The organism is Bradyrhizobium sp. SZCCT0231 (assembly GCF_018130245.1).
GTDB classification, from domain to species: Bacteria; Pseudomonadota; Alphaproteobacteria; order Rhizobiales; family Xanthobacteraceae; genus Bradyrhizobium; species Bradyrhizobium japonicum_F.
Map to the genome: position 1 here is coordinate 300,108 of NZ_JAFCKP010000001.1, position 20,906 is coordinate 321,013.

Consider the following 20,906-nt stretch of genomic DNA (forward strand, 5'->3'; position numbering starts at 1 on the left):
CCCTACAACACCGCCGCCACCTCCGCCGCCCTCGGCATCGACGGCCCGGCGCCCATGCGCTGCACGCTGATCGAGGCCGCAGCGTTGGCGAAGGCGAGGGCGGTGCGCAAGGCTGCGCCCTCGGCCAGTTGTGCGGCCAGCGCGCCGACAAAACAATCGCCGGCCCCTGTGGTGTCGAGCGCCTTCACCGCGCGCCCCTGCACGGCAATTTCCTCGCGTCCCGCCAGCGCGAGCACGCCGCGCTTGCCGAGCGTGACGCAGATGGTCTGGTCCTCGCGCGCTTGAAACTGCCGCGCCACAGCAATGATCCTTGCGGCCTCGTCGCTCTCGGAGAGCTCGCTGCCTGCGAGGAAGCCGAGCTCGGTCTCGTTCAGCACGAGGGTGTCGACCAGCACCAGCAGCTCGCCGGGCATTGCCTGTGCCGGCGCGGGGTTGAGCAGCGTCGTCGCTCCAGCCGCATGCGCCCGTTGAAAAAAGGCAGCAATCGTCGGCAGCGGAATCTCGAACTGGCTGACGGCGACGTCGCCCGCCAGCAGCGGCACGACCTCGACGTCGTCAGCGCCGACCAGCCCGTTCGCCCCGGGAATGACGACGATGGTGTTGTCGGCCTCCGCCACCGTGATGATGGCGGTGCCGGTGTGGGCCTCCGCCGTCTCCTGGACATAGCCGAGGTCGATGCCCTGCTCGCCGAGAAAGGCCTTCAGCTCGCCTCCAAATGAATCCTTCCCCAGCCGGCCGATCAGCGTCGTCCGCGCGCCGAGCCGCGATGCCGCCACCGCCTGGTTCGCGCCCTTGCCGCCCGGAAAATACAGCACCTGCTTGCCCGCGACGGTCTCACCGACGCGTGGATGGCGATCGGCCGTCGCCACCACATCCATGTTGATGCTGCCGGCGACGAAGACGCGTCCCATAGCAGACCTCAGCGACCGCTAGACCCTGACCTCGAACTCGTGCCTGACCTTGGCGATGTCGACGAGCGTCGGCAGCCCGGCCTCGTTGCCGAGGCGCTGGATCTTGAAGGTCGAGGCGGCGCGGGCAAAATCGAAATGCTCACGCCAGCTTTTGCCGGGATGGGCGAGGTAGGAGTAGACATAGGCGCCGTGGAAGACGTCGCCGGCGCCGTTGGTGTCGATGACGCGCTCGCGCGGGATCGGCATTGCCGGCATCACCTGCACCGTCCCTGTTTCGTCGTACCAGAACAGGCCCTTCTCGCCCATGGTGATGCCGCCGATCTTGCAGCCGCGGCCCTTGAGGTAGTCGAGCATCTTCTCCGGCGTCAGGTCCATCTGCTCGCACAGCCGCTCGGCAACGATCGCGACGTCGATGAATTCGAGCAGCTCATGCGTGTTGGTGCGCAGGCCGCCGCCGTCGAGCGAGGTCAGGATGCCGGCCTCGCGGCACACCTTGGCGTAGTGGATTGCGGCATCCGGCTGGTGGCCGTCGACATGCAGCGCGCGGCAGCCGCCGAGATTGAGCATCGGAAAGGGGTGGATGTGCGCGTCGTCGCGGCAGCGGACGATGGCGCGCTTGCCGTCCTTGGGCATGATGAAGGAGAGCGAGGACTGGTTGACCTTGCGCCCGTGCAGCGAGATGCCGTACTTCGCGCACATGTCCTGGAACATGCGCCCCAGCCAGTCATTGGCTGCGGTCGCGATGAGATCCGGCACGATGCCGAGCTTGGCACAGCAGAACGCTGCCGTCACCGCATTGCCGCCGAAGGAGACCGCGTAGTCCGAGGCTACGTGCTTCTCGTCACCGGTCGGCATGTGGTCGGTGATGAAGACGACGTCGATATAGGTCTGTCCGATGAAGAGAGCCTGCATTGCTTGTCCGTGATGCGCTTGTGGTCCCGGCCGGCGGGATTACTCTAGCACCGGTTCCGCTCCGGAGGGACGCTGAAATTATTCGCAAAACTGCCGCCCGAAGCGCTTGAGGTCGGCATGGTGCCGGAATACGACCATGTCGGGCCAATGCCAAGCCCGGACAAGCGCCGTCTTTCGGTCCGTGGGTTCCAAGTCGATCAAAAGGGTGCAGGATGATCACCGGCCTCGATCACATCGTCGTTCTGGTGAGCGATATCGGTGCGGCCAAGGCGGCGTATCAGACGCTGCTCGCCCGCGCGCCGGCCTGGCAGAACTCCGGTGAGGGCGCCGACCGGGTGCTGTTCACCCTCGACAACATGACCATCGAGCTGATGGCGCCGAGCGGCTTCAGCGTCACCGCCGACCGCATGCGCGCACTGCTCGACGGCCAGGAGGGCGTGGTTGCCAGCCTGTGCTTTCGTGTCGCAGACATCGGCAAGATGCACCGCCGGCTGGAGCGGGTGGCCTTGAGGCCGGACCCGGTCGCGGAGGTCGAAAGCAGCGACGCCGTCACCGATGCCGTCCTGCACTGGAAGCGCACGCGGGCCGCCACCGAGCTGACGCGCGGCGTGCGCATGTTCTTCCTGGAGCTGGCCGATGAGCGTCCCAAATCGGTCGCGACCGACATCGCGCCGATCGAGGGGCTCGACCACGTGGTGATCACCACCGAGGATTCCGAGCGCGCCGCCGCGCTCTACGGCGCGCGGCTCGGGCTCGACCTCGCGCTCGACCGCTCCCACCAGGACTGGGGCCAGCTGATGTTCTTCCGCTGCGGCGACCTCATCGTCGAGGTGGTGCGCCGGCCCGTGGCGGGCGGCGATGCCGCGCATGACCGGCTCTGGGGCCTGAGCTGGCGGGTCGCCGACATCGACGCCACGCGCGCCCGCCTGATCGCTGCCGGCCTCGACGTCAGCGAGGTCCGCAACGGCCGCAAGCCGGGCACGCGCATCATGACCGTGCGGAGCGGCACCTGCGGGATCCAGACCGTGCTCTTGGAGCGTTCGCCGAAGCCGGTGGAGTGAGGGACTCCCGTAGGGTGGGCAAAGCGAAGCGTGCCCACGTCTTGGCTGCTCGATGAGAAGACGTGGGCACGGCGCAAGTGCGCCTTTGCCCACCCTACGAAACTGCGTCCGGGACACGGGACATTCTCAAACGCCGACCCGCGTGTTACACGCTGACTTGAGACCACCCAGCGAGCACCCGGTTTGGCGAAGGCAAAGCGAACTCTGAAATGGCAGCGCGACCCCGAGGGGATGCGGCTGCGCATTCTCGAAGCCGCCAAGCAGGAGTTTTCCGCCCATGGTCTCGCCGGTGCGCGCGTCGACCGCATCGCGGCCAAGGCCGGCGCCAACAAGCGCATGCTCTACTACCACGTCGGCAACAAGGACGAGCTCTATCTCGCCGTGCTCGAAGGCGCCTATGACAAGATCCGCAGCGAGGAGCGGGGGCTCGATCTCGAGCATCTCGATCCGCCCGAGGCCATCCGGCGCCTGATCGAGTTCACCTGGAATTACTTCCTGCGCAATCCCGAATTCCTGTCGCTGCTGCAGACCGAGAACCTCGCGCGCGCCAAGCACCTGAAGAAATCGACCAAGGTCAAGTCGATGCATTCGCCCTTCGTCGAGATGATCCGCACCGTGGTGCGGCGCGGCGTCGAGTCCGGCGACTTCCAGGTCGCGGTCGATCCGGTCCAGCTCTACATCTCCATCGCGGCGTTGAGCTTCTTCTATCTCTCCAACTCGGCGACGCTCAGCGTGATCTTCGGCCGCGATCTCCTGGACAAGAAGGCCAAGGACGAGCGGCTCGCCCACATGGTGGGCCTCGTGCTGGCGGCATTGACGGGGCAGTCCGTGGCACTGTTCGAGATCGCCAAGGCCCCGAAGTCGCGGGCTGCGGTGGCGCAGACGGTGTAGTCCGTAGCCCAGATAAAGCGACTTGCTCCGTCATTGCGAGCGCAGCGAAGCAATCCAGAATCTTTCCGCGGAGACAGTCTGGATTGCTTCGCTGCGCTCGCAATGACGACGTGGAGGCGGGCGCGCACCTCACTCCGCTCTCGTGACCCGGACGCAGCGCAGCACGTAGTGATGCGCTGCTGAGCCGGGCCCGCAATGTACCGTGCCGCTTTCTGGGGCCCGGCTCTGCGCAGCAGCGTTGCACGCTACAGCGTGTCCGGGACACGAAAGGAGGCCCGGAACCGCCGCAAAACGTCACAGGGAAAGCTCTGGACAGTATTTATCCAACGGGTTAATTTCTCTCCGCAACGAAGAAAATGCCGGGAGTGAAAATTGGCCGAGCCGAAGCCGCAAAACGCTGTTTCCAAGATGCTGAATGCGGCCTGGGTTCGGCCGTTCTTGTTCCTGGTCTTCATCGTCGTCGCCTGGGATCTTGCGATCCGTCTGTTCAGGATTCCCGCCTACCAGATCCCGTCGCCGCTCGACGTCGTCGCGGTGCTGCGCACCGAGTGGCCGGAGCTGCTGCGCCAGTCCTGGCCGACCACCTATGCGACCGTCTGCGGCTTCCTGCTGTCGGCGCTGTTCGGCATTCCCGTGGCGATGCTGATCGCGGGCTCGAAGACGGTGGAGAGCTACGTGTATCCGCTGCTGGTGTTCTCGCAATCCGTGCCGAAGATCGCGATCGCGCCGCTGTTCGTGGTGTGGTTCGGCTTCGGCATCATCCCAAAGGTGATCTCGGCCTTCCTGCTCGGCTTCTTCCCGGTGGTGGTATCTGCCGTGCAGGGCTTCAAATCGGTCGACCCCGACATGGTCGATCTCGCCCGCGCCATGCAGGGCAGCCGCCTGCAGGTGTTTCGCGCGGTGAACCTGCCGCATGCGCTGCCGGCGATCTTCTCCGGCCTCAAAGTGTCGGTGACGCTCGCCGTGGTCGGCGCCGTGGTCGGCGAGTTCGTCGGCTCCAATTCCGGCATCGGCTACGTCATGCAGCGCTCGATCGGCACCTTCGACCTGCCGACGATGTTCGCGGCGCTCGTGATCCTGGCGCTGCTCGGCGTGATCCTGTTCTGGATCGTGGACCGCATCGAGAAGCTGGTCATTCCCTGGCATGTCAGCCAGCGCGAGGACGTGATTTTCGCCTCTTAACTCAAGCAACGAGCGGCCACCAACGGCCGGCGCAACAACGGCAAGGGAGAGTGACGATGAAGCGGTGGATTGGGGTTGCATCAGTGGCGCTGATGGCGTTTGCGGCCGTGCCGGCACAGGCGGCCGACAAGGTCGTGCTGATGCTGAACTGGTACGTCTATGGCGAGCACGCGCCGTTCTATTACGGCAAGGCCAAGGGCATTTACGCCGCCGAAGGCATCGACCTCGAAATCCAGGAAGGCCGCGGCTCGGCTGCGACCACGCAGGCCGTCGCGGCCAAGACCGCCGATTTCGGCTATGTCGACGTGCCCACCATGATGCGCGCCGCGATCAAGGGCGCACCCGTGGTTGCGGCCGGCGTGCTGCTGCAGACCTCACCGATGTCCGCGATGGGCTTCGCCGACAAGAACATCAAAAAGCCCGAGGACATCAAGGGCAAGACGGTGGCGATCACGCCGGCGGACTCCATGACCCAGATCTGGCCGCTGTTCCTGAAGAAGACCGGCCTGAAGGAAAGCGACTTCAAGACCGTCGCCGGCGACGGCCAGACCAAGCTCAATGCCGTCATCAACGGCCAGGCTGATCTCCTGCTCGGCTACGTCATGGACCAGTCGATGAAGATCAAGGACGCCACCGGCAAGGACGTCTATCCGATCAAGTTCGCCGAGTACGGCATCAACATGGTGTCCTCGGGCATCATCGCCAACACCGACTATGTGAAGGCCAACGCCGATCTCGTCCGCCGCTTCATGTCGGCGACGACGAAAGCGGTGGAAGCCGCCGAGAAGGCGCCGAAGGCCGCAGCGCAGTCGATCCTCGATGCCAATCCCAAGGGCGGCAAGATCGACACGCTGACGCAAGGTTTTGAGCTGACCATCCCGTTGTACCGCACCGCGGAGACCAAGACCAAGCGGCCGTTCCAGGTCACCGACCAGAACATGACCGAGACCGTCAACCTGCTGGTCGAGTATGGCGGCCTCGATGCCAAGGCCAAGGAGAACCCGAAGGCGTTCTACACCAACGACTACCTGCCGAAGAGCGGCTCGTGAAACCTGCGACAGTCATGAACGAAGCCGCGCAGCCGGCCGCACATCTGAGACTGGTGAGCGACCGGGCCGGCGATGCCTCGGGCATCAAGCTGTCAGGCGTGTCGAAGACCTACCGGACGCGCGACGGCGATGTGCCGTCGCTGCGGCCGCTCGACTTCCACATCAATGACGGCGAGTTCTTCGTCGTGGTCGGCCCTTCCGGCTGCGGCAAGTCCACGCTGCTCAAGCTGATCTCGGGCCTGCTGCCGCCGACCACTGGCGAGATCCTGGTCGAGGGCGAGAAGGTGACGACGCCGCACGGCAATGTCGGCATCGTGTTCCAGAACGCGCTGCTCTTGCCATGGCGCAACATCCTGGGCAACGTGATGCTGCCGATCGACATGAAGCGCCTGCCGCGGGACAAATACCTGGTCCGCGCCAAGGAACTGCTGAAGCTGGTCGGGCTCGAAGGCTTCGAGAAGAAGCTGCCCTGGCAGCTCTCCGGCGGCATGCAGCAGCGCGCCTCGATCTGCCGCGCGCTGGTGCACGATCCCAGGATCATGCTGATGGACGAGCCGTTCGGCGCGCTCGACGCGCTGACGCGCGAGCGCATGAACGTCGAATTGATGCGGATCCAGCGCGAGACGAAGAAGACGGTGCTCTTGATCACGCATTCGATTCCGGAGGCCGTATTCCTCGCCGATCGCGTCCTGGTCATGACCGAGCGCCCCGGCGCAGTCGCCGCGATCTACGACGTGCCGCTGCCGCGTCCGCGCTCGCTCGACGTGATGGCCGATCCGGTGTTCACGGAGCTGGTGCAACGCATCCGCAAGCATTTCTTCTCGCAAGGTGCGTTGGATTAGAGCGATGGGAGTAGCTCTAGCTTTCAGAGCGTCATGGCCGGGCTTGACCCGGCCATCCACGTCTTGCTTCGTGCGACAAAGAACGTGGATGCCCGGGCCTTCGCCTCGCCGAAGCGGCTTCGGCCACGCAGGCGGGACAAGCCCGGGCATGACGACCTTCATGGGACTATTTCGGTGCGCCTGAAGCTGCGAGACATCGCCTTCTTCGAACGTCCCGTGCAGTTCGCACGGCCGTTCCGCTTTGGCGCTGTTACCATCAACGCGACGCCGCAGCTGTTCGTGCGGGCCGAGATCGAGGTCGAGGGCAGGGGGAGCGCAGTCGGCGCGAGCGCCGAGCTGCTGGTGCCGAAATGGTTCGACAAGCGGCCGGAGCTGTCGCCGGTGCAGACGGTCGACGCGTTGCGCCGCTCGCTGGAGATCGCACGTGGGCTCTATCTGGCACGGACCGGCTTCCAGACGGCGTTCGATCTGCACGCCTCGTGCATCGGTGCCCAGATCGCGACCTGCGCGAAGAAGAACATTCCGGCGCTTGCTGCGGCTTATGGCCCCGCGGAGATCGACAAGGCCATTCTCGATGCGCTGCTCCGCGCCGTCGAGACCAATTTCTTCGACGGGATGGCCGGCAATATCGCGGGTATCGATGCGCGGCTTTCTCCTGATTTGAGCGAGCGGGACATCAGGACGTTTCTCTCCGGCCGGGTGCCGCTGGAGCGGGTTGCCATCAGGCATACCGTCGGCCTTGATGATACCGTCGAAGGCGAGGGCGGCGTTGCCGATCCGCGCGAGAACGCCGGCGCGCGCTACTTCAAGCTCAAGCTGTCGGGTGATCCCGCAGCCGACGCAGAACGGCTGGCGCGGATCGGAGCGGAGCTCGATACGCTGGGACATGACTACAAGGTGACGCTCGACGCCAACGAGCAATATGCCGACCTCGCCGCATTGCAGGCGCTGATGGACCGACTCGATCATGACGCCACGCTGCGCCCGATCGCCACGCGCCTGCTCTACGTCGAACAGCCGATGCCGCGCGACATCACGCGGCAATCGCCGCTCGGCTCGCTCGCCGCGCGCGGCTTCATCATCGACGAGGCCGACGATTCCTACCATGCGTTCCCGGCAGCGCGGGCGCTTGGTTATCGCGGCATCTCCTCGAAATCCTGCAAGGGCCTCTACAAGTCCATTGTCAATGCCACGCGCGCGGCGAAATGGAGCGCGGAAGGCGGGACCTTCTTCGTGACCGGCGAGGACCTGACCTGCCAGGCCGGTCTTGCCGTGCAGCAGGATCTCGCGCTCGGCGCCTTCATCGGCGTCACCCATGCCGAGCGCAACGGCCATCACTATGTCGACGGCTTCGGCGACACGCCGGCCGCCGAGGTTGCGGCCTTCGCGGCCGCGCATCCCGATCTCTACGCCGATGCCGGGCAGGGCATCCGCCTCTCCATTCACGACGGCGATCTCCTGACGGGATCGCTTCATGCAACGGGCTTTGCGACGTCGGTCCATCCGGACTGGTCGGCGCTTCGCCCGCTCGAACAGCCAAGATCACTCTGGGAGCAATTAGCATGACCACCCAACGCCTCGGCCTCATCATGAACGGCATCACCGGCCGCATGGGGCTCAACCAGCATCTGATCCGCTCGATCGTTGCCATCCGCGACCAGGGCGGCGTCCGCCTGAAGAGCGGCGATCGCGTGATGCCCGATCCAATCCTGGTTGGCCGCAGCGCCGAGAAGGTCGAGGCGCTCGCGAAACGTTACAGCATCACGCGCTGGACCACCGACCTCAACGCCGCGCTCGCCGACAAGAACGACACCATGTTCTTCGACGCCGCGACCACGCAGGCGCGCCCCGGTCTGCTGACCCAGGCCATCAATGCCGGCAAGCACGTCTATTGCGAGAAGCCGATCGCGACCAATTTCGAGGAAGCCGTCGAGGTCGTGAAGCTCGCCAACGCCAAGGGCGTCAAGCACGGCACGGTGCAGGACAAGCTGTTCCTGCCGGGATTGAAGAAGATCGCCTTCCTGCGCGATTCCGGTTTCTTCGGCCGCATCCTCTCGGTGCGCGGCGAGTTCGGCTATTGGGTGTTCGAAGGCGGCTGGCAGGAGGCGCAGCGGCCGTCCTGGAACTATCGCGACGAGGACGGCGGCGGCATCATCCTGGACATGGTCTGCCACTGGCGCTACGTGCTCGACAACCTCTTCGGCAACGTCCAGAGCGTCAGCTGCATCGGCAACACCGACATCCCCGAACGTTTCGACGAGCAGGGCAAGAAGTACAAGGCGACTGCGGACGATTCCGCCTACGCGACCTTCCAGCTCGAGGGCGGCATCATCGCCCACATCAACATGTCCTGGGTGACGCGCGTCTATCGCGACGACCTCGTCACCTTCCAGGTCGACGGCACGCTCGGCTCGGCGGTCGCAGGGCTCACCGATTGCATGATCCAGGCGCGGCAGGCAACCCCGAGGCCGGTGTGGAATCCCGACGAGAAGCGGCTGCATGATTTCTACGGCGACTGGCAGAAGCTGCCCGACAACGTCACCTACGACAACGGCTTCAAGGAACAGTGGGAGATGTTCATCCGCCACGTCTACGAGGACGCCCCCTACAAGTTCACGCTGCTGGAAGGCGCCAAGGGCGTGCAGCTCGCCGAATGCGCGCTGAAGAGCTGGAAGGAGCGGCGCTGGATCGACGTCGCCCCGATCAAGGTCTGAGGAGGGACGCATGAACAAGCCCGTCCAGCCCAAGCCTGTCCCTTCAATGTCATCCCTGTCGCTCAAGCTGCCGAAGGCCGATCGCTCGATCGAGACCTACCGGCTTGCGGCCTCGCGCACGTTCCCCGCAAAGCTCGAGGGGCCGCTGAACCGCATTGCGTTCTCGGCCGTGCACACGGTGACCGATCCTTTCGCCGACAACGATCCCTGGCTCTCGGTCGCGGTCGACTGGGACAAGACCATCGCCTTCCGCGAGCACATCTGGGACCTCGGCCTCGGCGTTGCCGAAGCCATGGACACCGCGCAGCGCGGCATGGGGCTGGACTGGCCGACCTCGCTGGAGCTGATCACGCGCTCGGTCGCCGCCGCCAAGCGCCGCAACGCGCTGGTGTTCTCCGGTGCAGGCACGGATCATCTCGCGGTGGAGGACGCCAGGACCATCGACGATGTCATCCGCGCCTATGAGGAGCAGATATCGGCGGTCGAGAAGGTCGGCGGCCGGATCATCCTGATGGCCTCGCGCGCTCTGGCGAAACTCGGCCGCGACGCCGACGATTACGCAAAAGTCTATGATCGCGTGCTGTCGCAAGTCCGTGAGCCCGTCATCATCCACTGGCTCGGCGACATGTTCGATCCGGCGCTGACGGGATATTGGGGCACCAAGGATCTCGACAAGGCGATGGACACGGCAGTCGCCATCATCAACGGCAATGCCGCCAAGGTCGACGGCGTCAAAGTCTCGCTGCTCGACAAGCAGCGCGAGATCGACATGCGCCGTCGCCTCGACAAGCGCATCAAGATGTACACCGGCGACGACTTCAACTATGCGGAGCTGATTGCCGGCGACAGCCAAGGAGTTTCGCACGCGCTGCTCGGCATCTTCGATGCCATCGCGCCGGCGGCGTCCTACGCGCTGTCGCGGCTGGCGGCCGGTGACGAAGCCGGTTTCCACGACGTGCTGGGCCCGACGGTGCCGCTGTCGCGTCACATCTTCAAGGCGCCGACGCGGTTCTACAAGACGGGTGTCGTATTCATGGCCTATCTCAACGGACACCAGGATCACTTCACCATGGTCGGCGGACAGGAGAGCACCCGCTCGACGCTGCATCTCGCCGAACTGTTCCGTCTGGCCGACAAGGCCGGTCTGCTCGCCAATCCCGAACTGGCGACGCAACGGATGAAGACCGTGCTGGCCTCGCATGGACTTGAATCCTGATGCGCGACTTTTCGTCCGATCATCGCTGGCTGTCGCTGAACACGGCGACCGTCCGCAAGCAGGGTGATCTCGTCGAGATCATCGATGCCTGTGCGAGGCACGGCATCCGCGCCATCGATCCCTGGCGTGATCAGGTCGCCGCCGTCGGCCTCGACCGCGCCGTGCGCGCAGTGCGCGATGCCGGCCTCGATCTCTCAGGCTATTGCCGCGGCGGCATGTTCACCTCGGACGTCTCGCGCCGGGGCGAGGTGCGCGACGACAACCGCCGCTGCGTCGATGAAGCCAAGGCGCTGGGCGCCTCCTGTATCGTCCTCGTCGTCGGCGGCCTGCCGCAATATTCGCGGCCGGGCAGCGAGGCCTCGAAGGATCTCGGGGCAGCGCGCGGGCAGGTCGAGGAAGCTCTCGCCGAGATGCTCGACTATGCGAGGCAGGCAAAGCTGCCGCTGGCGATCGAGCCCTTGCATCCCGCCTATGCGGCAGACCGTGCTTGCGTGAACACGACCAAGCAGGCGCTCGACATCTGCGACCGGCTCGACCCTGATCGCAGCGGCATGCTCGGCGTCGCGCTGGATGTCTATCACATCTGGTGGGATCCGGAGTTGATGGGCCAGATCGCGCGCGCCGGCAAGGATCGATTGCTCGCCTTCCACGTCTGCGACTGGCTGGTGCCGACAAAAGATATCCTCAACGACCGCGGCATGATGGGCGACGGCGTCATCGACATCAAATCGGTGCGTCAGGCCGTCGAAGCGCAGGGCTTTGCCGGCTATTCGGAGATCGAGATCTTCTCCAATGACTGGTGGAGCAAGCCGATGGACGAGGTGCTGCGCACCTGCATCGCGCGTCACAGGACGGTGGTTTAGAACACGATGAAATTAGGTTTGGCCGGCTGTCTGTCGTCATCTCTCCCTGCGGGAGCGGAGATTCACGTTCTGGGCGGGCATCGATTCAACCAAAACTCATCCCGCTTTGAGATCCCGGTGGCTCGGGGAGCTCGTTGCCGAATAACGACGGCGAACGCATCGCGTGATCCGCGATGAACGGCAGGGCTATCGCATCTGGGAGTTTTTCCCCGCGGCCATCCTTCGAGACGCCCGCTTTGGGCGGGCTCCTCAGGATGAGGGCGGAGTGCGCGGCAGCAGTTTCAACGAGCACTGATGCTGATTAGCCTCATCCTGAGGAGGCGCGTCAGCGCCGTCTCGAAGGACGAGGCGTGCGCGCAGGCCGCCGCCACAAGTCACATGCGATAGCCCTGCGATGAACGGGGGATAGAGCGCTCCCTCGATCCTCGATGCGAGAGAGCGCTCCGTCAAGTCATTGGGCGCGACCGAACCCGTACAGCAGGTGTGATCGTCTACGAGTGCAGCGGTCTGATGTTCTGGTTCATGTGGAAGAAGTTCGTCGGATCGTACTTGGCCTTCAAGGCGGCGAGGCGGTCGTAGTTGTCGCCGTAAGTGGCCCTGAGTCTGCTGTCGTCTCCATCCTCCATCATGAAATTCACATAGCCGCCGTCGGCCGAGTAAGGATGCACGGCCTCCCAATAGCCCTTGGTCCAGCGCGTGATTTCGCCTGCCTTTTGCGGATTGGGATCGATGCCGGCGATGACCATCGACCAGGTCGCGTCGCGCGTGTTCCAGGCGGTGTCGCTCTTGCCGACGCGATGGACGGCGCCATCGATCGGATAGAGATGCATGAGCGACAGCGCGCTCGGTGCTTTCCGGGCCTGCTCGATATGGGCGTCAATTGCTTCGTCGGTCAGTTCTTTCACGAAATCGCCGCGCCAGTACCACTGCAGACCTTTCGGGAAGAACGGATCGAACATGGACTGGAGCGCCGGATAGGGCATCTCGCCCATCCAATTGAAGAGCGGCGGGGGCAGCTCACCAAGCAACCCCGCTATGACCGCCTTGCCGTCTTCTGTCGGACCATTGTAGCAGGCAATGATGGCGCAGGCACGCTTGCCCTGATGATCCGGCGGGAACGGGTCCATCGGCGGAACGGTCTTCAAGCCGACAAAAGCCCCGAGCTCCTCGGGAGCGCTGCGGATGAAATCCCTGTACTTCTGCATCACGGTCCGGGCATTTTCGAGATCCCAGAAGATCGGACCGGCATAGACCATCTTCACAGGATGAGCCTGGAACAGGAAGCTCGTGACGATGCCGAAATTGCCGCCGCCCCCGCGCAGGCCCCAATAAAGGTCGGCGTTCTCCGACTTGTTGGCGGTGACGATGCGTCCATCGGCGAGCACGACATCAGCCTCGAGGAGATTGTCGATGGTGAGGCCATGCTTGCGGGTGAGGTATCCTGTGCCGCCGCCGAGCGTAAGGCCGGCGATCCCAGTGGTCGATACAATGCCGGCCGGCACGGCAAGCCCGTAGATGTGCGTGGCGTGGTCGACATCGCCTTGCAAGCAGCCGGGACCGACGCGGACGGTACGAGCGCCGGGATCGACCCGCACGCCTTTCATCATCGACATGTCGATCATCAGTCCGTCTTCGACACTGCTGAGGCCCGGCCCATTGTGGCCGCCTCCGCGGATCGCGACCTGGAGATCATTGTCCCTTGCAAAATTGACCGCTGCGACGACGTCTGCGACGTCGGCGCATCGCGCGATCATCATTGGACTCTTGTCGATCATTCCGTTGTAGAGGCTGCGCACGGCATCATAGTCGGCATCCATTCGCCTGATAACCGGGCCGCGCATATTGCCGATGAAGGTTTCGGTGGCCATGCTCTGCATGATGTCCTCCTATTCTACCCGTGATCGGTCATTGGGCGGAGGTTGCTCGCAGGGCTCATCGAGCGTTCTCCGCCCGTTTTGAAAAGATAGATCAAGCGCAGCGCGATAGCCATCGCAAATCGACTACGCGTATGCGTCTATTCGGAGATCGAGATCTTCTCCAACGACTGGTGGGCAAGCCGATGGAGAAGGTGCTTCGCACCTGCATCGAACGGTACAGGAAGGGTGGTGTACCTCCGCTTTCGGCGGTAGAATGGACTTGCTGCCCGCTCGACCTCGGTCGCGAATGCCCCATTGCGAGCCAGAACACAGGCGAAGCAGCGAGCTGGTCGGAGTACCACCAATGATGAGGTGGACTGCCATCAGCTTTCAGGCAGAATATCATCATCCAGATGCTGCAGCCGCGCCACAGTCTGTGCCAGATCGGATGCGGTAATCAGTGGCATCAACGATCAGCAGGCACGGCGGATGTACCCATGCCTGTTGATCTTGAATGGCCCCGGCGTGCAACCGTCGGGGCCATTGTTGTGATCGGCGCGACAAGGATGGTGAGCTTTGCCGAGGGCACCGGCGTGCTTTGTTGCGGCGAAAGGGCGCCAGGAACGATCCTGCGATTCAATGCGCCGGGCCAAACCAGTTTTGCGATTAAATTCGCCGGGCCCGACTGTGCGGCGAAAAGTCAGACGATTGCGCAATCATCGATTCACCGTCGAATCCCGGACTATCACTCGTCAATTCGATCTGCGAAGCTGCAACAACACAGATGCGCTTGCAACAAGCAGGCGCGAAGGGAGGTTCGCAGTGGAGAAGGTGCGACGCTTGCGTGCGATGGGCTCACTGTGCCGCCAACAGGCCGCGTACAACAGCATGAACAAGTGGAAGCTGCTGGCTGAAGCAGAATACTGGGATCATCTGGCTGATCTCGAGTTGTCGTCTCACTTCGAGCAATGCAACGCGATTGTCCCGAGTGAGGTAGAGCAGTCTCAATCGATCACAGACACGAATGATGCTGGGCCGGACACGATTTCCTCCGCGTGAGGTCAGAAACGAGGCTGTCGTTTGCGTTGCGTCCGCTGCACCCTCACAGAGAGTGCGCGGCAGGTATGACGGAAAGGGCTGCGATCACTTGGACCGAGACTTTCTGCATCGGCTTGCTCCATCGTTGAATCTACTCCGCCGGCCGGCTCGCTTTTTGCGCGAGGTCAATCGGATCCGCGGCGCGTTCTCGCATCGACACCGCTACGACGGCGCCGGAGAGGAACGTCAGGACGGCGATCGAGATTATGGCCGCCGAAAGTCCGAATCGATCCGCGATGATGCCGGCCGATAACGCTCCGATCGCGTAGCCGAGATCGCGCCAGAAGCGGTAGACGCTGAGCGAGCGCGCGCGCCAGCTTGGGTGCGAGGCATCGGATACGGCGGCGATCAAGCTCGGATACACCATGGCGGTGCCAAGTCCGAGCAGGAGGCTGCCGACGAGCCACCACTCGAAACGACTGGTCGCCCCAGTCAGGAGCAAACCTGCGGCCTGCACCCACATGCCGGCTACGATCAGGCCCTTACGGCCCCAGCGGTCGGACAGAGGACCCGTGGCGACCTGGAGGATGCCCCACGTCGCCGGATAGACGGCCTTCAATATGCCGATCCGATCGACGGCCAGGCCGAAGGAGGCGAAAAACAGCGGAAAGATGCCCCAGCTCATGCCGTCGTTGAGATTGTTCACCAGCCCCGCTTGCGACGCGGCGAACAGATTGCGATCCCTGAACGAGGTGAGGACGAAGATCTCCCGGAAGCTGACCGGAGACGCCTGACGCGCATGCGCCGCAGTCTCCAGCCGGACGTGCTCGCGCGTGTCGCGCACCAAGAGGATCGAGAGCGCTGCGCCGAAGATCGCATAGGCCGCACCGAGGTAGATCGGCGCCGGCCGCAGCCCGTACTTCGACGCAAGATATCCGGTGAGATAGGCCGTCACGCCGACCGCGAGATATCCGGCGAACTCGTTCAGGCCCACCGCCAAGCCGCGCGATTTCGGTCCGACGAGATCGATCTTCATGATCACGGTCATCGACCAGGCAAGGCCCTGGTTGATCCCGAGAAGGGCATTGGCGGCGATCACCCATTCCCAGCTTGGCGCCCAGATGAGCATGAAAGGCACCGGAAGGCCGACGAGCCATCCGAGGATCAGAACGGACTTGCGTCCCCAGGCGTCGGCGAGCTGGCCGGAGATCAGGTTGGCGCACGCCTTCACGACGCCGAAGCTGACGATGAAGGAGACGACAAGAGTTGTGGAGCCGATCTTGAACTCCTCGGCACCGATCAGCGGCACGACGGTTCGTTCGATTCCGACCATCCCGCCTACGAAGGCGTTGATGAGGACGAGGAGAGCGAACTGTGGCCAGTTTTCCGTCAGCCCTAACTTGACCGAAGGCGGACCTCCCGGGGCAGCTGCCGCGTCGCTCATGGCGTCAGGCAGCAGCGGCCGTGACGCCTGAATTGGCAGCCCTGATCTTCGCAGCTTCCGGCGGCGCCGGCGGAATCTCGGCGACCATGAACCGAACAAACTCGGCTTCGTCCTCGATCGCGAATGCCTGATTGTGCCGCTTCTCGAAGCCGATGGTCGACCATGGTTTCCCGCTCAGCCGGCGACCGCAGACCGATCCTGCATAGGCGCCGGGCAGGACCTCGACATGGTCCGGCAGGCCCTTCAGCCTGCGCACGCTGCGAAACAGTTGTTTTGCGCCTTCTTCGGCGCTGACCGCGAGTTCGGTACGGCCGAGATCCCCGACCATCAGGGTGTGGCCGGTCAGGACGAACCAGGGTTCGTCGGCGCGCGTCCGATCCGTCACAAGAATGCAGATGTGCTCGGGCGTGTGGCCCGGCGTGTGGAGAACGGTCGCCGTGACGTTGCCGAGCGGAAGGACTTCGCCGTCGCCCACACCTTTGAACGGAAACGACACGCTCGCTGCCGACGAGAGCACGTAGGGCGCCCCTGCCGCCTCGGCGAGAGCCCGGCCCACCGAGAGGTGGTCGGCATGGACATGCGTATCGATGACGAAGTGAATCCGCATGCCGGCATTGTCGGCGGCTTGCAGATAGGGCTGGATATCGCCGACGGGATCTACGACCGCGCCGGCTGCCTTGCCGCCGCAGCCGAACAGGTAGGAGATGCCGACGGGATCGCTATGCAAGAACTGGCGCAGGATCATGGGCTTGCACTCCTCTCCGAGACCAGCTAGAACATTCAATCAATCTGCTGAATGATATATTCAGGAGCTGCCGTGTCAAGTACCGGACCGAAACACGCGATCTATGAAAATCTCGCCGAGGTGGCGCAGGCGTTGGGCCATGCGCATCGGCTCGAGCTGTTGGAGCACCTCGCCCAGGGAGTGCGCAGCGTCGAGGAGCTGTCGGCCCGCGCTCATCTGACGTTCGCCAATACATCCCGCCATCTGCAGATCCTCAGGCGCGCGCGTCTCGTCGAGACGGAACGGCGGGGTAAACACGTTCTCTATCGCTTGGCCGGCGAGACGGAAGTGGTCGCGCTGACCAGGGCGCTGGGGCGCGTCGGCGAGCGAAACATCGCAGAGATCGGCCGCGTCGTGACCGACTACTTCCACGCCCGCGACGCGCTCGAACCGGTCTCGCGAGATGATCTGGTCGCGAGATTGCACGACGATCTGGTCACGGTGCTTGATGTGCGGCCCGAAGACGAGTTCGCTCTTGGCCATCTGCCGGGCGCGCTCAACATCCCGCTTGCCGAACTGGAGCGACGCCTCGGCGAACTTCCTAGAGGCCGCGAGGTGATCGCCTACTGCCGCGGTCCCTGGTGCGTCCTTTCGTTCGAAGCGGTCGCAGCGCTCCGGACGCGAGGCTATCGCGTCCGCCGGCTCGAGGACGGCTATCCCGAATGGAAAGCCGCCGGCCTGCCGGTCGAATCCGTCGCTTGAGACAAGCGGATCTGGTGCATCATGGATGATAAGCCTCATCGCGCAGAAGCCGCGTGGCCGATTGTTGGCCTGAAGGACCACAACGCGCCCTCGGTGTTTCGGCCCGAAGCCCTGTTGAGGGAGGCGCGTCGGCAGAGGCAGTTGCCGCTCTTCGCTGTCCCCGAAATCTGCGTGCTCGATCCGGACGGTGATGTCGTCCGTCACCTCAAGCGGACCGGCGCCGGCCGTATCCATGAAGGTTGGGCCTGCTATCACACCGAGCTGCTTGCTTTCGATCTCGGCGGCATCGGCGAGGTCGGCATCGTCGGCTGCGCCGTCGGCGCTCCGTTCGCAGTCCTGGTCGCCGAGCAGCTCTTCGCGTCCGGCTGCCGCCTGCTCGTCAGCGTGACGTCCGCCGGACAAATCACCCCGATCGGACCCACGCCATACTTCGTCCTGATCGACCGTGCCCTGCGCGACGAAGGGACGAGCTATCACTATTTGCCCGGCTCCACGTTCGCCGAAGCACCCGACGCGCCGCTTCTCGCGCGGGTCGAGCAGGCCGGGCGGGCTCTGCCGGGCATCACGCTGCATCGGGGTGCGACGTGGACGACCGATGCGCCCTACCGCGAAACCGAAGCGGCGATCGCGCGTGCGCGCGATCTGGGGACGCTCGCCGTCGAGATGGAAGCGGCTGCTCTCTATGCCTTCAGCGCAGCGAGCGGCCGTCCCGTCGTCTGCTTCGCGCACGTCACGAATGCGATGGCGCAGACGGAGGGCGACTTCGAGAAGGGCGAGGCCGACGGCGCGAAGGCGACGCTCGCGGTCGTCGCCGCTGCAGCTCGCGGCTGGTCGGCGACTTCAGCAAGCTGAATCAGGAAGGCAACTCGGCCGAAACATCACTTGCCTCACGGCCCTTGGTAAAATTCCAGGAGCATGACTGAACTTCAGGTCCGCTTCTGGCCCTTCGCGACATATTGCGCCGCCGCGCGATTTCGGTCGCTGACGGGGTGAAGCGGAAGTGGAGGGGTGGATAGGACCGGCGGGACAGGTCGCGTTTGACTCCGAAGCCGACGTGGCGGGCCTCCCATCAGAGCCTCTCAGTGTGCTATTTTGAGTTGCCGAAGAGGCTTGGCGTGCCAAGGCCCGTTCAACCATGGAAGGAGGGTGTTTGATGCAAAAGCGATCGACCCAGAGTCCGCACAGGCTGACGAAGCGCGATTTTCTGCGATCTGCCGCGTTGGCGACGATTACGGCAACTGCCGCAGGTTCGAGCCAGGCCTGGGCTCAGTCCGAGCGTCCAGGATTCTTCAAGGCCAAGGACATCGCCGAGGCAGGCTTCATCTATGGCCTGCCAATGGTGATGGCCTATGGCGTCATGAATGAGTACGCTGTCGACAAGTCGTCGGGCCAGTACAAGGCGCCGTTCAATACGCTGTTCAACGAAGCGCGCGTCTTCACCTACGAAGATACTGCCGTCATCACGCCCAACAGCGACACGCCGTATTCGTTCGCATGGCTGGACCTGCGGGCCGAGCCCCTCGTCTTTTCGGTGCCGGCGATCGATCCCAAGCGCTACTATTCGCTGCAGCTGAACGACCTCAATACGTACAATTTTGGCTATGTCGGCACGCGCGCCACCGGCAGCGATGCGGGAAGTTATATGGTCGCCGGCCCGCGATGGACTGGTTCGACACCGGCCGGCATCAAGAAGGTGTTCCGGTCGACCACCGATTTCTGCTTGGGACTGCTCCGCACGCAGTTGTTCGACCCGGCCGATATCGAGGCCGTCAAGAAGATTCAGGCCGGCTACAAGGCGCAGCCGCTTTCCAGCTTCCTGAACCAGCCGGCGCCCGCGCCCGCGTCGGCGCTTTCTTTCCCCAAATTCGAGAAGGATCTCGTCCGCACCGAGTTCTTCGAATATCTGGATTTCGCGCTTCAATTCGCGCCGGCGCTGCCGGAGGAACGCTGGATCCGCGAGCAACTGGCGCGGATCGGCGTGGGGCCGGGCAAGAGCTTCGATTTCCGCAGCCTGTCGCTGGAAGACAAGGCCGAGATCCTGCTTGGCATGAAGGAGGGCGAGCGCAAGGTCACCGAGGCGGTTGCGAGCCTCGGCAAGGACATCAACGGCTGGCGCGTCAGCGCGGCGTTCGGTGATGCCGCATTCTTTCATGGCGACTGGCTCTTGCGCGCATCAGCCGCGAAGGCCGGCATCTATGGCAACGACGCGGTGGAGGCCATGTACCCTCTGGGTAAAGTGGACGCCGATGGCAAGGAACTCGACTGCTCGAAGTCGAGCTACACGCTGACCTTCCCGGCGGGGCAGCTGCCGCCGGTCAACGCCTTCTGGTCGGTGACGATGTATGACGGCAAGACGCAGCTCTTGGTGAAGAACCCGATCAACCGCTACCTGATCAACTCCCCGATGCTGCCGCACATGAAGCTCGGCTCCGACGGCTCGCTGACGATCTACATCCAGAACAAGTCGCCCGGCGCCGACAAGGAGGCCAACTGGCTGCCGGCGCCGGACGGTCCGGTCTATGTGGTCATGCGGCTGTACTGGCCGAAAACCACGCCGCCATCGATCCTGCCGGCTGGCGAGGGGACGTGGAAACCTCCGGGCTTCAAGCGCGTGTCCTAGAGCATGATCCGGAAAAGTGTGCAGCGGTTTTCCGGAAAGATCATGCTCAAGCAATAACCTAAAGCGCGATGACGATTCATCCCAATCTCATCGCGCTTTAGTGCCCCGGTTTCGTATCGGCCGGATGCGGCCCGAGACGTCGTGCAGCCGAGCCAGCCCGAATGTCGTGACGCCACCTCTAACAAACCCGACTGACGAACGGTTGATGTCTGCAATTGACCCATTGCGGACGTAAGCACGAGCGGTCATTGTATGAGCAAAACAATGGCTGCCTGTGCGCCCCCATGAGATCAGGACTTCCATCTTTCAAATCAGCCAGAAAATTCTCCGTTATCGGCTACAGCATCAGCCATGGCACGCTGTTGCTGAGAAGCGGAAGGTCCGACGAGCATGACCTGCGCCTCGACGTCTTGATTAAGGACGTTCGCGCGCTCGAAATTAGATCTTGGTTTGAGGGCATTGAAATAACTGAGGTCGAGCCAAGCGTCTTAGATGACTTTCCAAGTAAGCCGATCGATATGCTCGATGTCGGTCTCAAAGTTTACGCGTTGCTTGGAACAGGATGGCGAGGGTTTGTTATAGGAGGCGGCCTCTTCTTCCACGAAGATGATGCAGGCTTCATGGAGCCAAGTGCATTGTTGCCGGAGACTAGCGAAAGGTGTGACTTCCGCTAGTGGCCCTGACCGGACCTGCCGGGAGCCACTACTCGAAGCGACCCGTCGGGAATGACAGCAACTTTGCCAGATCGCGAAGTCAGCGTTCAGGCCGGCATTTCTCTTGACGGAGTAGGAAGTAGATAGGATCGTAGTCGAGTTAAGACG

General features: G+C 63.6%; 19 protein-coding genes. 14 read left to right on the plus strand and 5 right to left on the minus strand.

What is annotated here, in order from left to right; all coding sequences use genetic code 11:
* Window positions 1-2 precede the first annotated feature (2 nt).
* Window positions 3-911 carry a ribokinase gene (locus JQ566_RS01405; RefSeq protein ID WP_212368602.1) on the minus strand — a complete coding sequence of 303 codons (909 nt, stop codon included), beginning with the start codon at window positions 909-911 and terminating at the stop codon, window positions 3-5.
* Between the two features lie 18 nt (window positions 912-929).
* Window positions 930-1,823 (minus strand): sugar kinase, encoded by an 894-nt coding sequence (locus JQ566_RS01410; protein ID WP_212368605.1) that lies wholly within the window; start codon window positions 1,821-1,823, stop codon window positions 930-932.
* A 212-nt stretch (window positions 1,824-2,035) separates the two neighbouring features.
* Between JQ566_RS01410 and JQ566_RS01415 the strand changes: the two genes are divergently transcribed.
* The 9 genes from JQ566_RS01415 (at window position 2,036) to JQ566_RS01455 (ending at window position 11,641) form a co-directional block, all read left to right on the plus strand.
* Window positions 2,036-2,884, plus strand: a complete 849-nt coding sequence (locus JQ566_RS01415; RefSeq protein ID WP_212368617.1) for a VOC family protein — start codon at window positions 2,036-2,038, stop codon at window positions 2,882-2,884.
* 183 nt (window positions 2,885-3,067) lie between these two features.
* Window positions 3,068-3,775 carry a TetR/AcrR family transcriptional regulator gene (locus JQ566_RS01420; protein WP_212368620.1) on the plus strand — a complete coding sequence of 236 codons (708 nt, stop codon included), beginning with the start codon at window positions 3,068-3,070 and terminating at the stop codon, window positions 3,773-3,775.
* A 372-nt stretch (window positions 3,776-4,147) separates the two neighbouring features.
* Window positions 4,148-4,957, plus strand: a complete 810-nt coding sequence (locus tag JQ566_RS01425; RefSeq protein WP_212368621.1) for an ABC transporter permease — start codon at window positions 4,148-4,150, stop codon at window positions 4,955-4,957.
* Between the two features lie 56 nt (window positions 4,958-5,013).
* Entirely contained in the window at window positions 5,014-6,006 is a 993-nt protein-coding gene (locus tag JQ566_RS01430) for an ABC transporter substrate-binding protein (protein ID WP_212368622.1), read from the plus strand.
* A 14-nt stretch (window positions 6,007-6,020) separates the two neighbouring features.
* Window positions 6,021-6,848: an ABC transporter ATP-binding protein gene (locus tag JQ566_RS01435; protein ID WP_212371442.1), complete on the plus strand. Its 828-nt coding sequence runs from the start codon at window positions 6,021-6,023 to the stop codon at window positions 6,846-6,848.
* A 168-nt stretch (window positions 6,849-7,016) separates the two neighbouring features.
* Complete coding sequence (locus tag JQ566_RS01440) at window positions 7,017-8,414, plus strand: enolase-like domain-containing protein (RefSeq protein WP_212371444.1); 1,398 nt, start codon at window positions 7,017-7,019, stop codon at window positions 8,412-8,414.
* Window positions 8,411-9,562 carry a Gfo/Idh/MocA family protein gene (locus JQ566_RS01445; RefSeq protein WP_212368623.1) on the plus strand — a complete coding sequence of 384 codons (1,152 nt, stop codon included), beginning with the start codon at window positions 8,411-8,413 and terminating at the stop codon, window positions 9,560-9,562. Before JQ566_RS01440 ends, JQ566_RS01445 begins: the two co-directional genes overlap by 4 nt.
* Window positions 9,563-9,572: 10 nt before the next feature.
* Window positions 9,573-10,778, plus strand: a complete 1,206-nt coding sequence (locus JQ566_RS01450) for a dihydrodipicolinate synthase family protein (RefSeq protein WP_212368628.1) — start codon at window positions 9,573-9,575, stop codon at window positions 10,776-10,778.
* Entirely contained in the window at window positions 10,778-11,641 is an 864-nt protein-coding gene (locus JQ566_RS01455; protein ID WP_212368630.1) for a sugar phosphate isomerase/epimerase family protein, read from the plus strand. The genes JQ566_RS01450 and JQ566_RS01455 overlap by 1 nt, the downstream gene beginning before the upstream one ends.
* Before the next feature lie 491 nt (window positions 11,642-12,132).
* Here JQ566_RS01455 and JQ566_RS01460 read toward each other — a convergent pair whose 3' ends face one another.
* Window positions 12,133-13,518, minus strand: a complete 1,386-nt coding sequence (locus JQ566_RS01460; RefSeq protein WP_212368631.1) for an FAD-binding oxidoreductase — start codon at window positions 13,516-13,518, stop codon at window positions 12,133-12,135.
* 801 nt (window positions 13,519-14,319) lie between these two features.
* Between JQ566_RS01460 and JQ566_RS01465 the strand changes: the two genes are divergently transcribed.
* Window positions 14,320-14,556, plus strand: coding sequence for a hypothetical protein (locus JQ566_RS01465; protein WP_212368633.1), 237 nt, complete (start codon window positions 14,320-14,322; stop codon window positions 14,554-14,556).
* Window positions 14,557-14,686: 130 nt separating this feature from the next.
* Here JQ566_RS01465 and JQ566_RS01470 read toward each other — a convergent pair whose 3' ends face one another.
* Window positions 14,687-15,979 (minus strand): MFS transporter, encoded by a 1,293-nt coding sequence (locus JQ566_RS01470; RefSeq protein WP_212368634.1) that lies wholly within the window; start codon window positions 15,977-15,979, stop codon window positions 14,687-14,689.
* 4 nt (window positions 15,980-15,983) lie between these two features.
* Window positions 15,984-16,724: an MBL fold metallo-hydrolase gene (locus tag JQ566_RS01475; RefSeq protein WP_212368635.1), complete on the minus strand. Its 741-nt coding sequence runs from the start codon at window positions 16,722-16,724 to the stop codon at window positions 15,984-15,986.
* 72 nt (window positions 16,725-16,796) lie between these two features.
* Between JQ566_RS01475 and JQ566_RS01480 the strand changes: the two genes are divergently transcribed.
* From JQ566_RS01480 to JQ566_RS01495, 4 genes are all read left to right on the plus strand, one after another.
* The gene (locus tag JQ566_RS01480) at window positions 16,797-17,465 is read left to right on the plus strand and encodes an ArsR/SmtB family transcription factor (protein WP_212368637.1); all 669 of its coding nucleotides are present in this window, start codon (window positions 16,797-16,799) and stop codon (window positions 17,463-17,465) included.
* Window positions 17,466-17,486: 21 nt separating this feature from the next.
* Complete coding sequence (locus JQ566_RS01485) at window positions 17,487-18,317, plus strand: nucleoside phosphorylase (protein WP_212368639.1); 831 nt, start codon at window positions 17,487-17,489, stop codon at window positions 18,315-18,317.
* A gap of 301 nt (window positions 18,318-18,618) precedes the next feature.
* Window positions 18,619-20,085 (plus strand): DUF1254 domain-containing protein, encoded by a 1,467-nt coding sequence (locus JQ566_RS01490; RefSeq protein WP_212368640.1) that lies wholly within the window; start codon window positions 18,619-18,621, stop codon window positions 20,083-20,085.
* A 248-nt stretch (window positions 20,086-20,333) separates the two neighbouring features.
* Window positions 20,334-20,759 carry a hypothetical protein gene (locus JQ566_RS01495; RefSeq protein ID WP_212368642.1) on the plus strand — a complete coding sequence of 142 codons (426 nt, stop codon included), beginning with the start codon at window positions 20,334-20,336 and terminating at the stop codon, window positions 20,757-20,759.
* Window positions 20,760-20,906: the final 147 nt, after the last annotated feature.

What these genes read in the sequence shown, in the direction of transcription:
- JQ566_RS01405 (WP_212368602.1), bottom strand. Translation starts at nt 911, where the DNA reads ATGGGACGCGTCTTCGTCGCCGGCAGCATCAACATGGATGTGGTGGCG.
- JQ566_RS01410 (WP_212368605.1), bottom strand. Translation starts at nt 1,823, where the DNA reads ATGCAGGCTCTCTTCATCGGACAGACCTATATCGACGTCGTCTTCATC.
- JQ566_RS01415 (WP_212368617.1), top strand. Translation starts at nt 2,036, where the DNA reads ATGATCACCGGCCTCGATCACATCGTCGTTCTGGTGAGCGATATCGGT.
- JQ566_RS01430 (WP_212368622.1), top strand. Translation starts at nt 5,014, where the DNA reads ATGAAGCGGTGGATTGGGGTTGCATCAGTGGCGCTGATGGCGTTTGCG.
- JQ566_RS01435 (WP_212371442.1), top strand. Translation starts at nt 6,021, where the DNA reads ATGAACGAAGCCGCGCAGCCGGCCGCACATCTGAGACTGGTGAGCGAC.
- JQ566_RS01445 (WP_212368623.1), top strand. Translation starts at nt 8,411, where the DNA reads ATGACCACCCAACGCCTCGGCCTCATCATGAACGGCATCACCGGCCGC.
- JQ566_RS01450 (WP_212368628.1), top strand. Translation starts at nt 9,573, where the DNA reads ATGAACAAGCCCGTCCAGCCCAAGCCTGTCCCTTCAATGTCATCCCTG.
- JQ566_RS01455 (WP_212368630.1), top strand. Translation starts at nt 10,778, where the DNA reads ATGCGCGACTTTTCGTCCGATCATCGCTGGCTGTCGCTGAACACGGCG.
- JQ566_RS01460 (WP_212368631.1), bottom strand. Translation starts at nt 13,518, where the DNA reads ATGCAGAGCATGGCCACCGAAACCTTCATCGGCAATATGCGCGGCCCG.
- JQ566_RS01470 (WP_212368634.1), bottom strand. Translation starts at nt 15,979, where the DNA reads ATGAGCGACGCGGCAGCTGCCCCGGGAGGTCCGCCTTCGGTCAAGTTA.
- JQ566_RS01475 (WP_212368635.1), bottom strand. Translation starts at nt 16,724, where the DNA reads ATGATCCTGCGCCAGTTCTTGCATAGCGATCCCGTCGGCATCTCCTAC.
- JQ566_RS01485 (WP_212368639.1), top strand. Translation starts at nt 17,487, where the DNA reads ATGGATGATAAGCCTCATCGCGCAGAAGCCGCGTGGCCGATTGTTGGC.
- JQ566_RS01490 (WP_212368640.1), top strand. Translation starts at nt 18,619, where the DNA reads ATGCAAAAGCGATCGACCCAGAGTCCGCACAGGCTGACGAAGCGCGAT.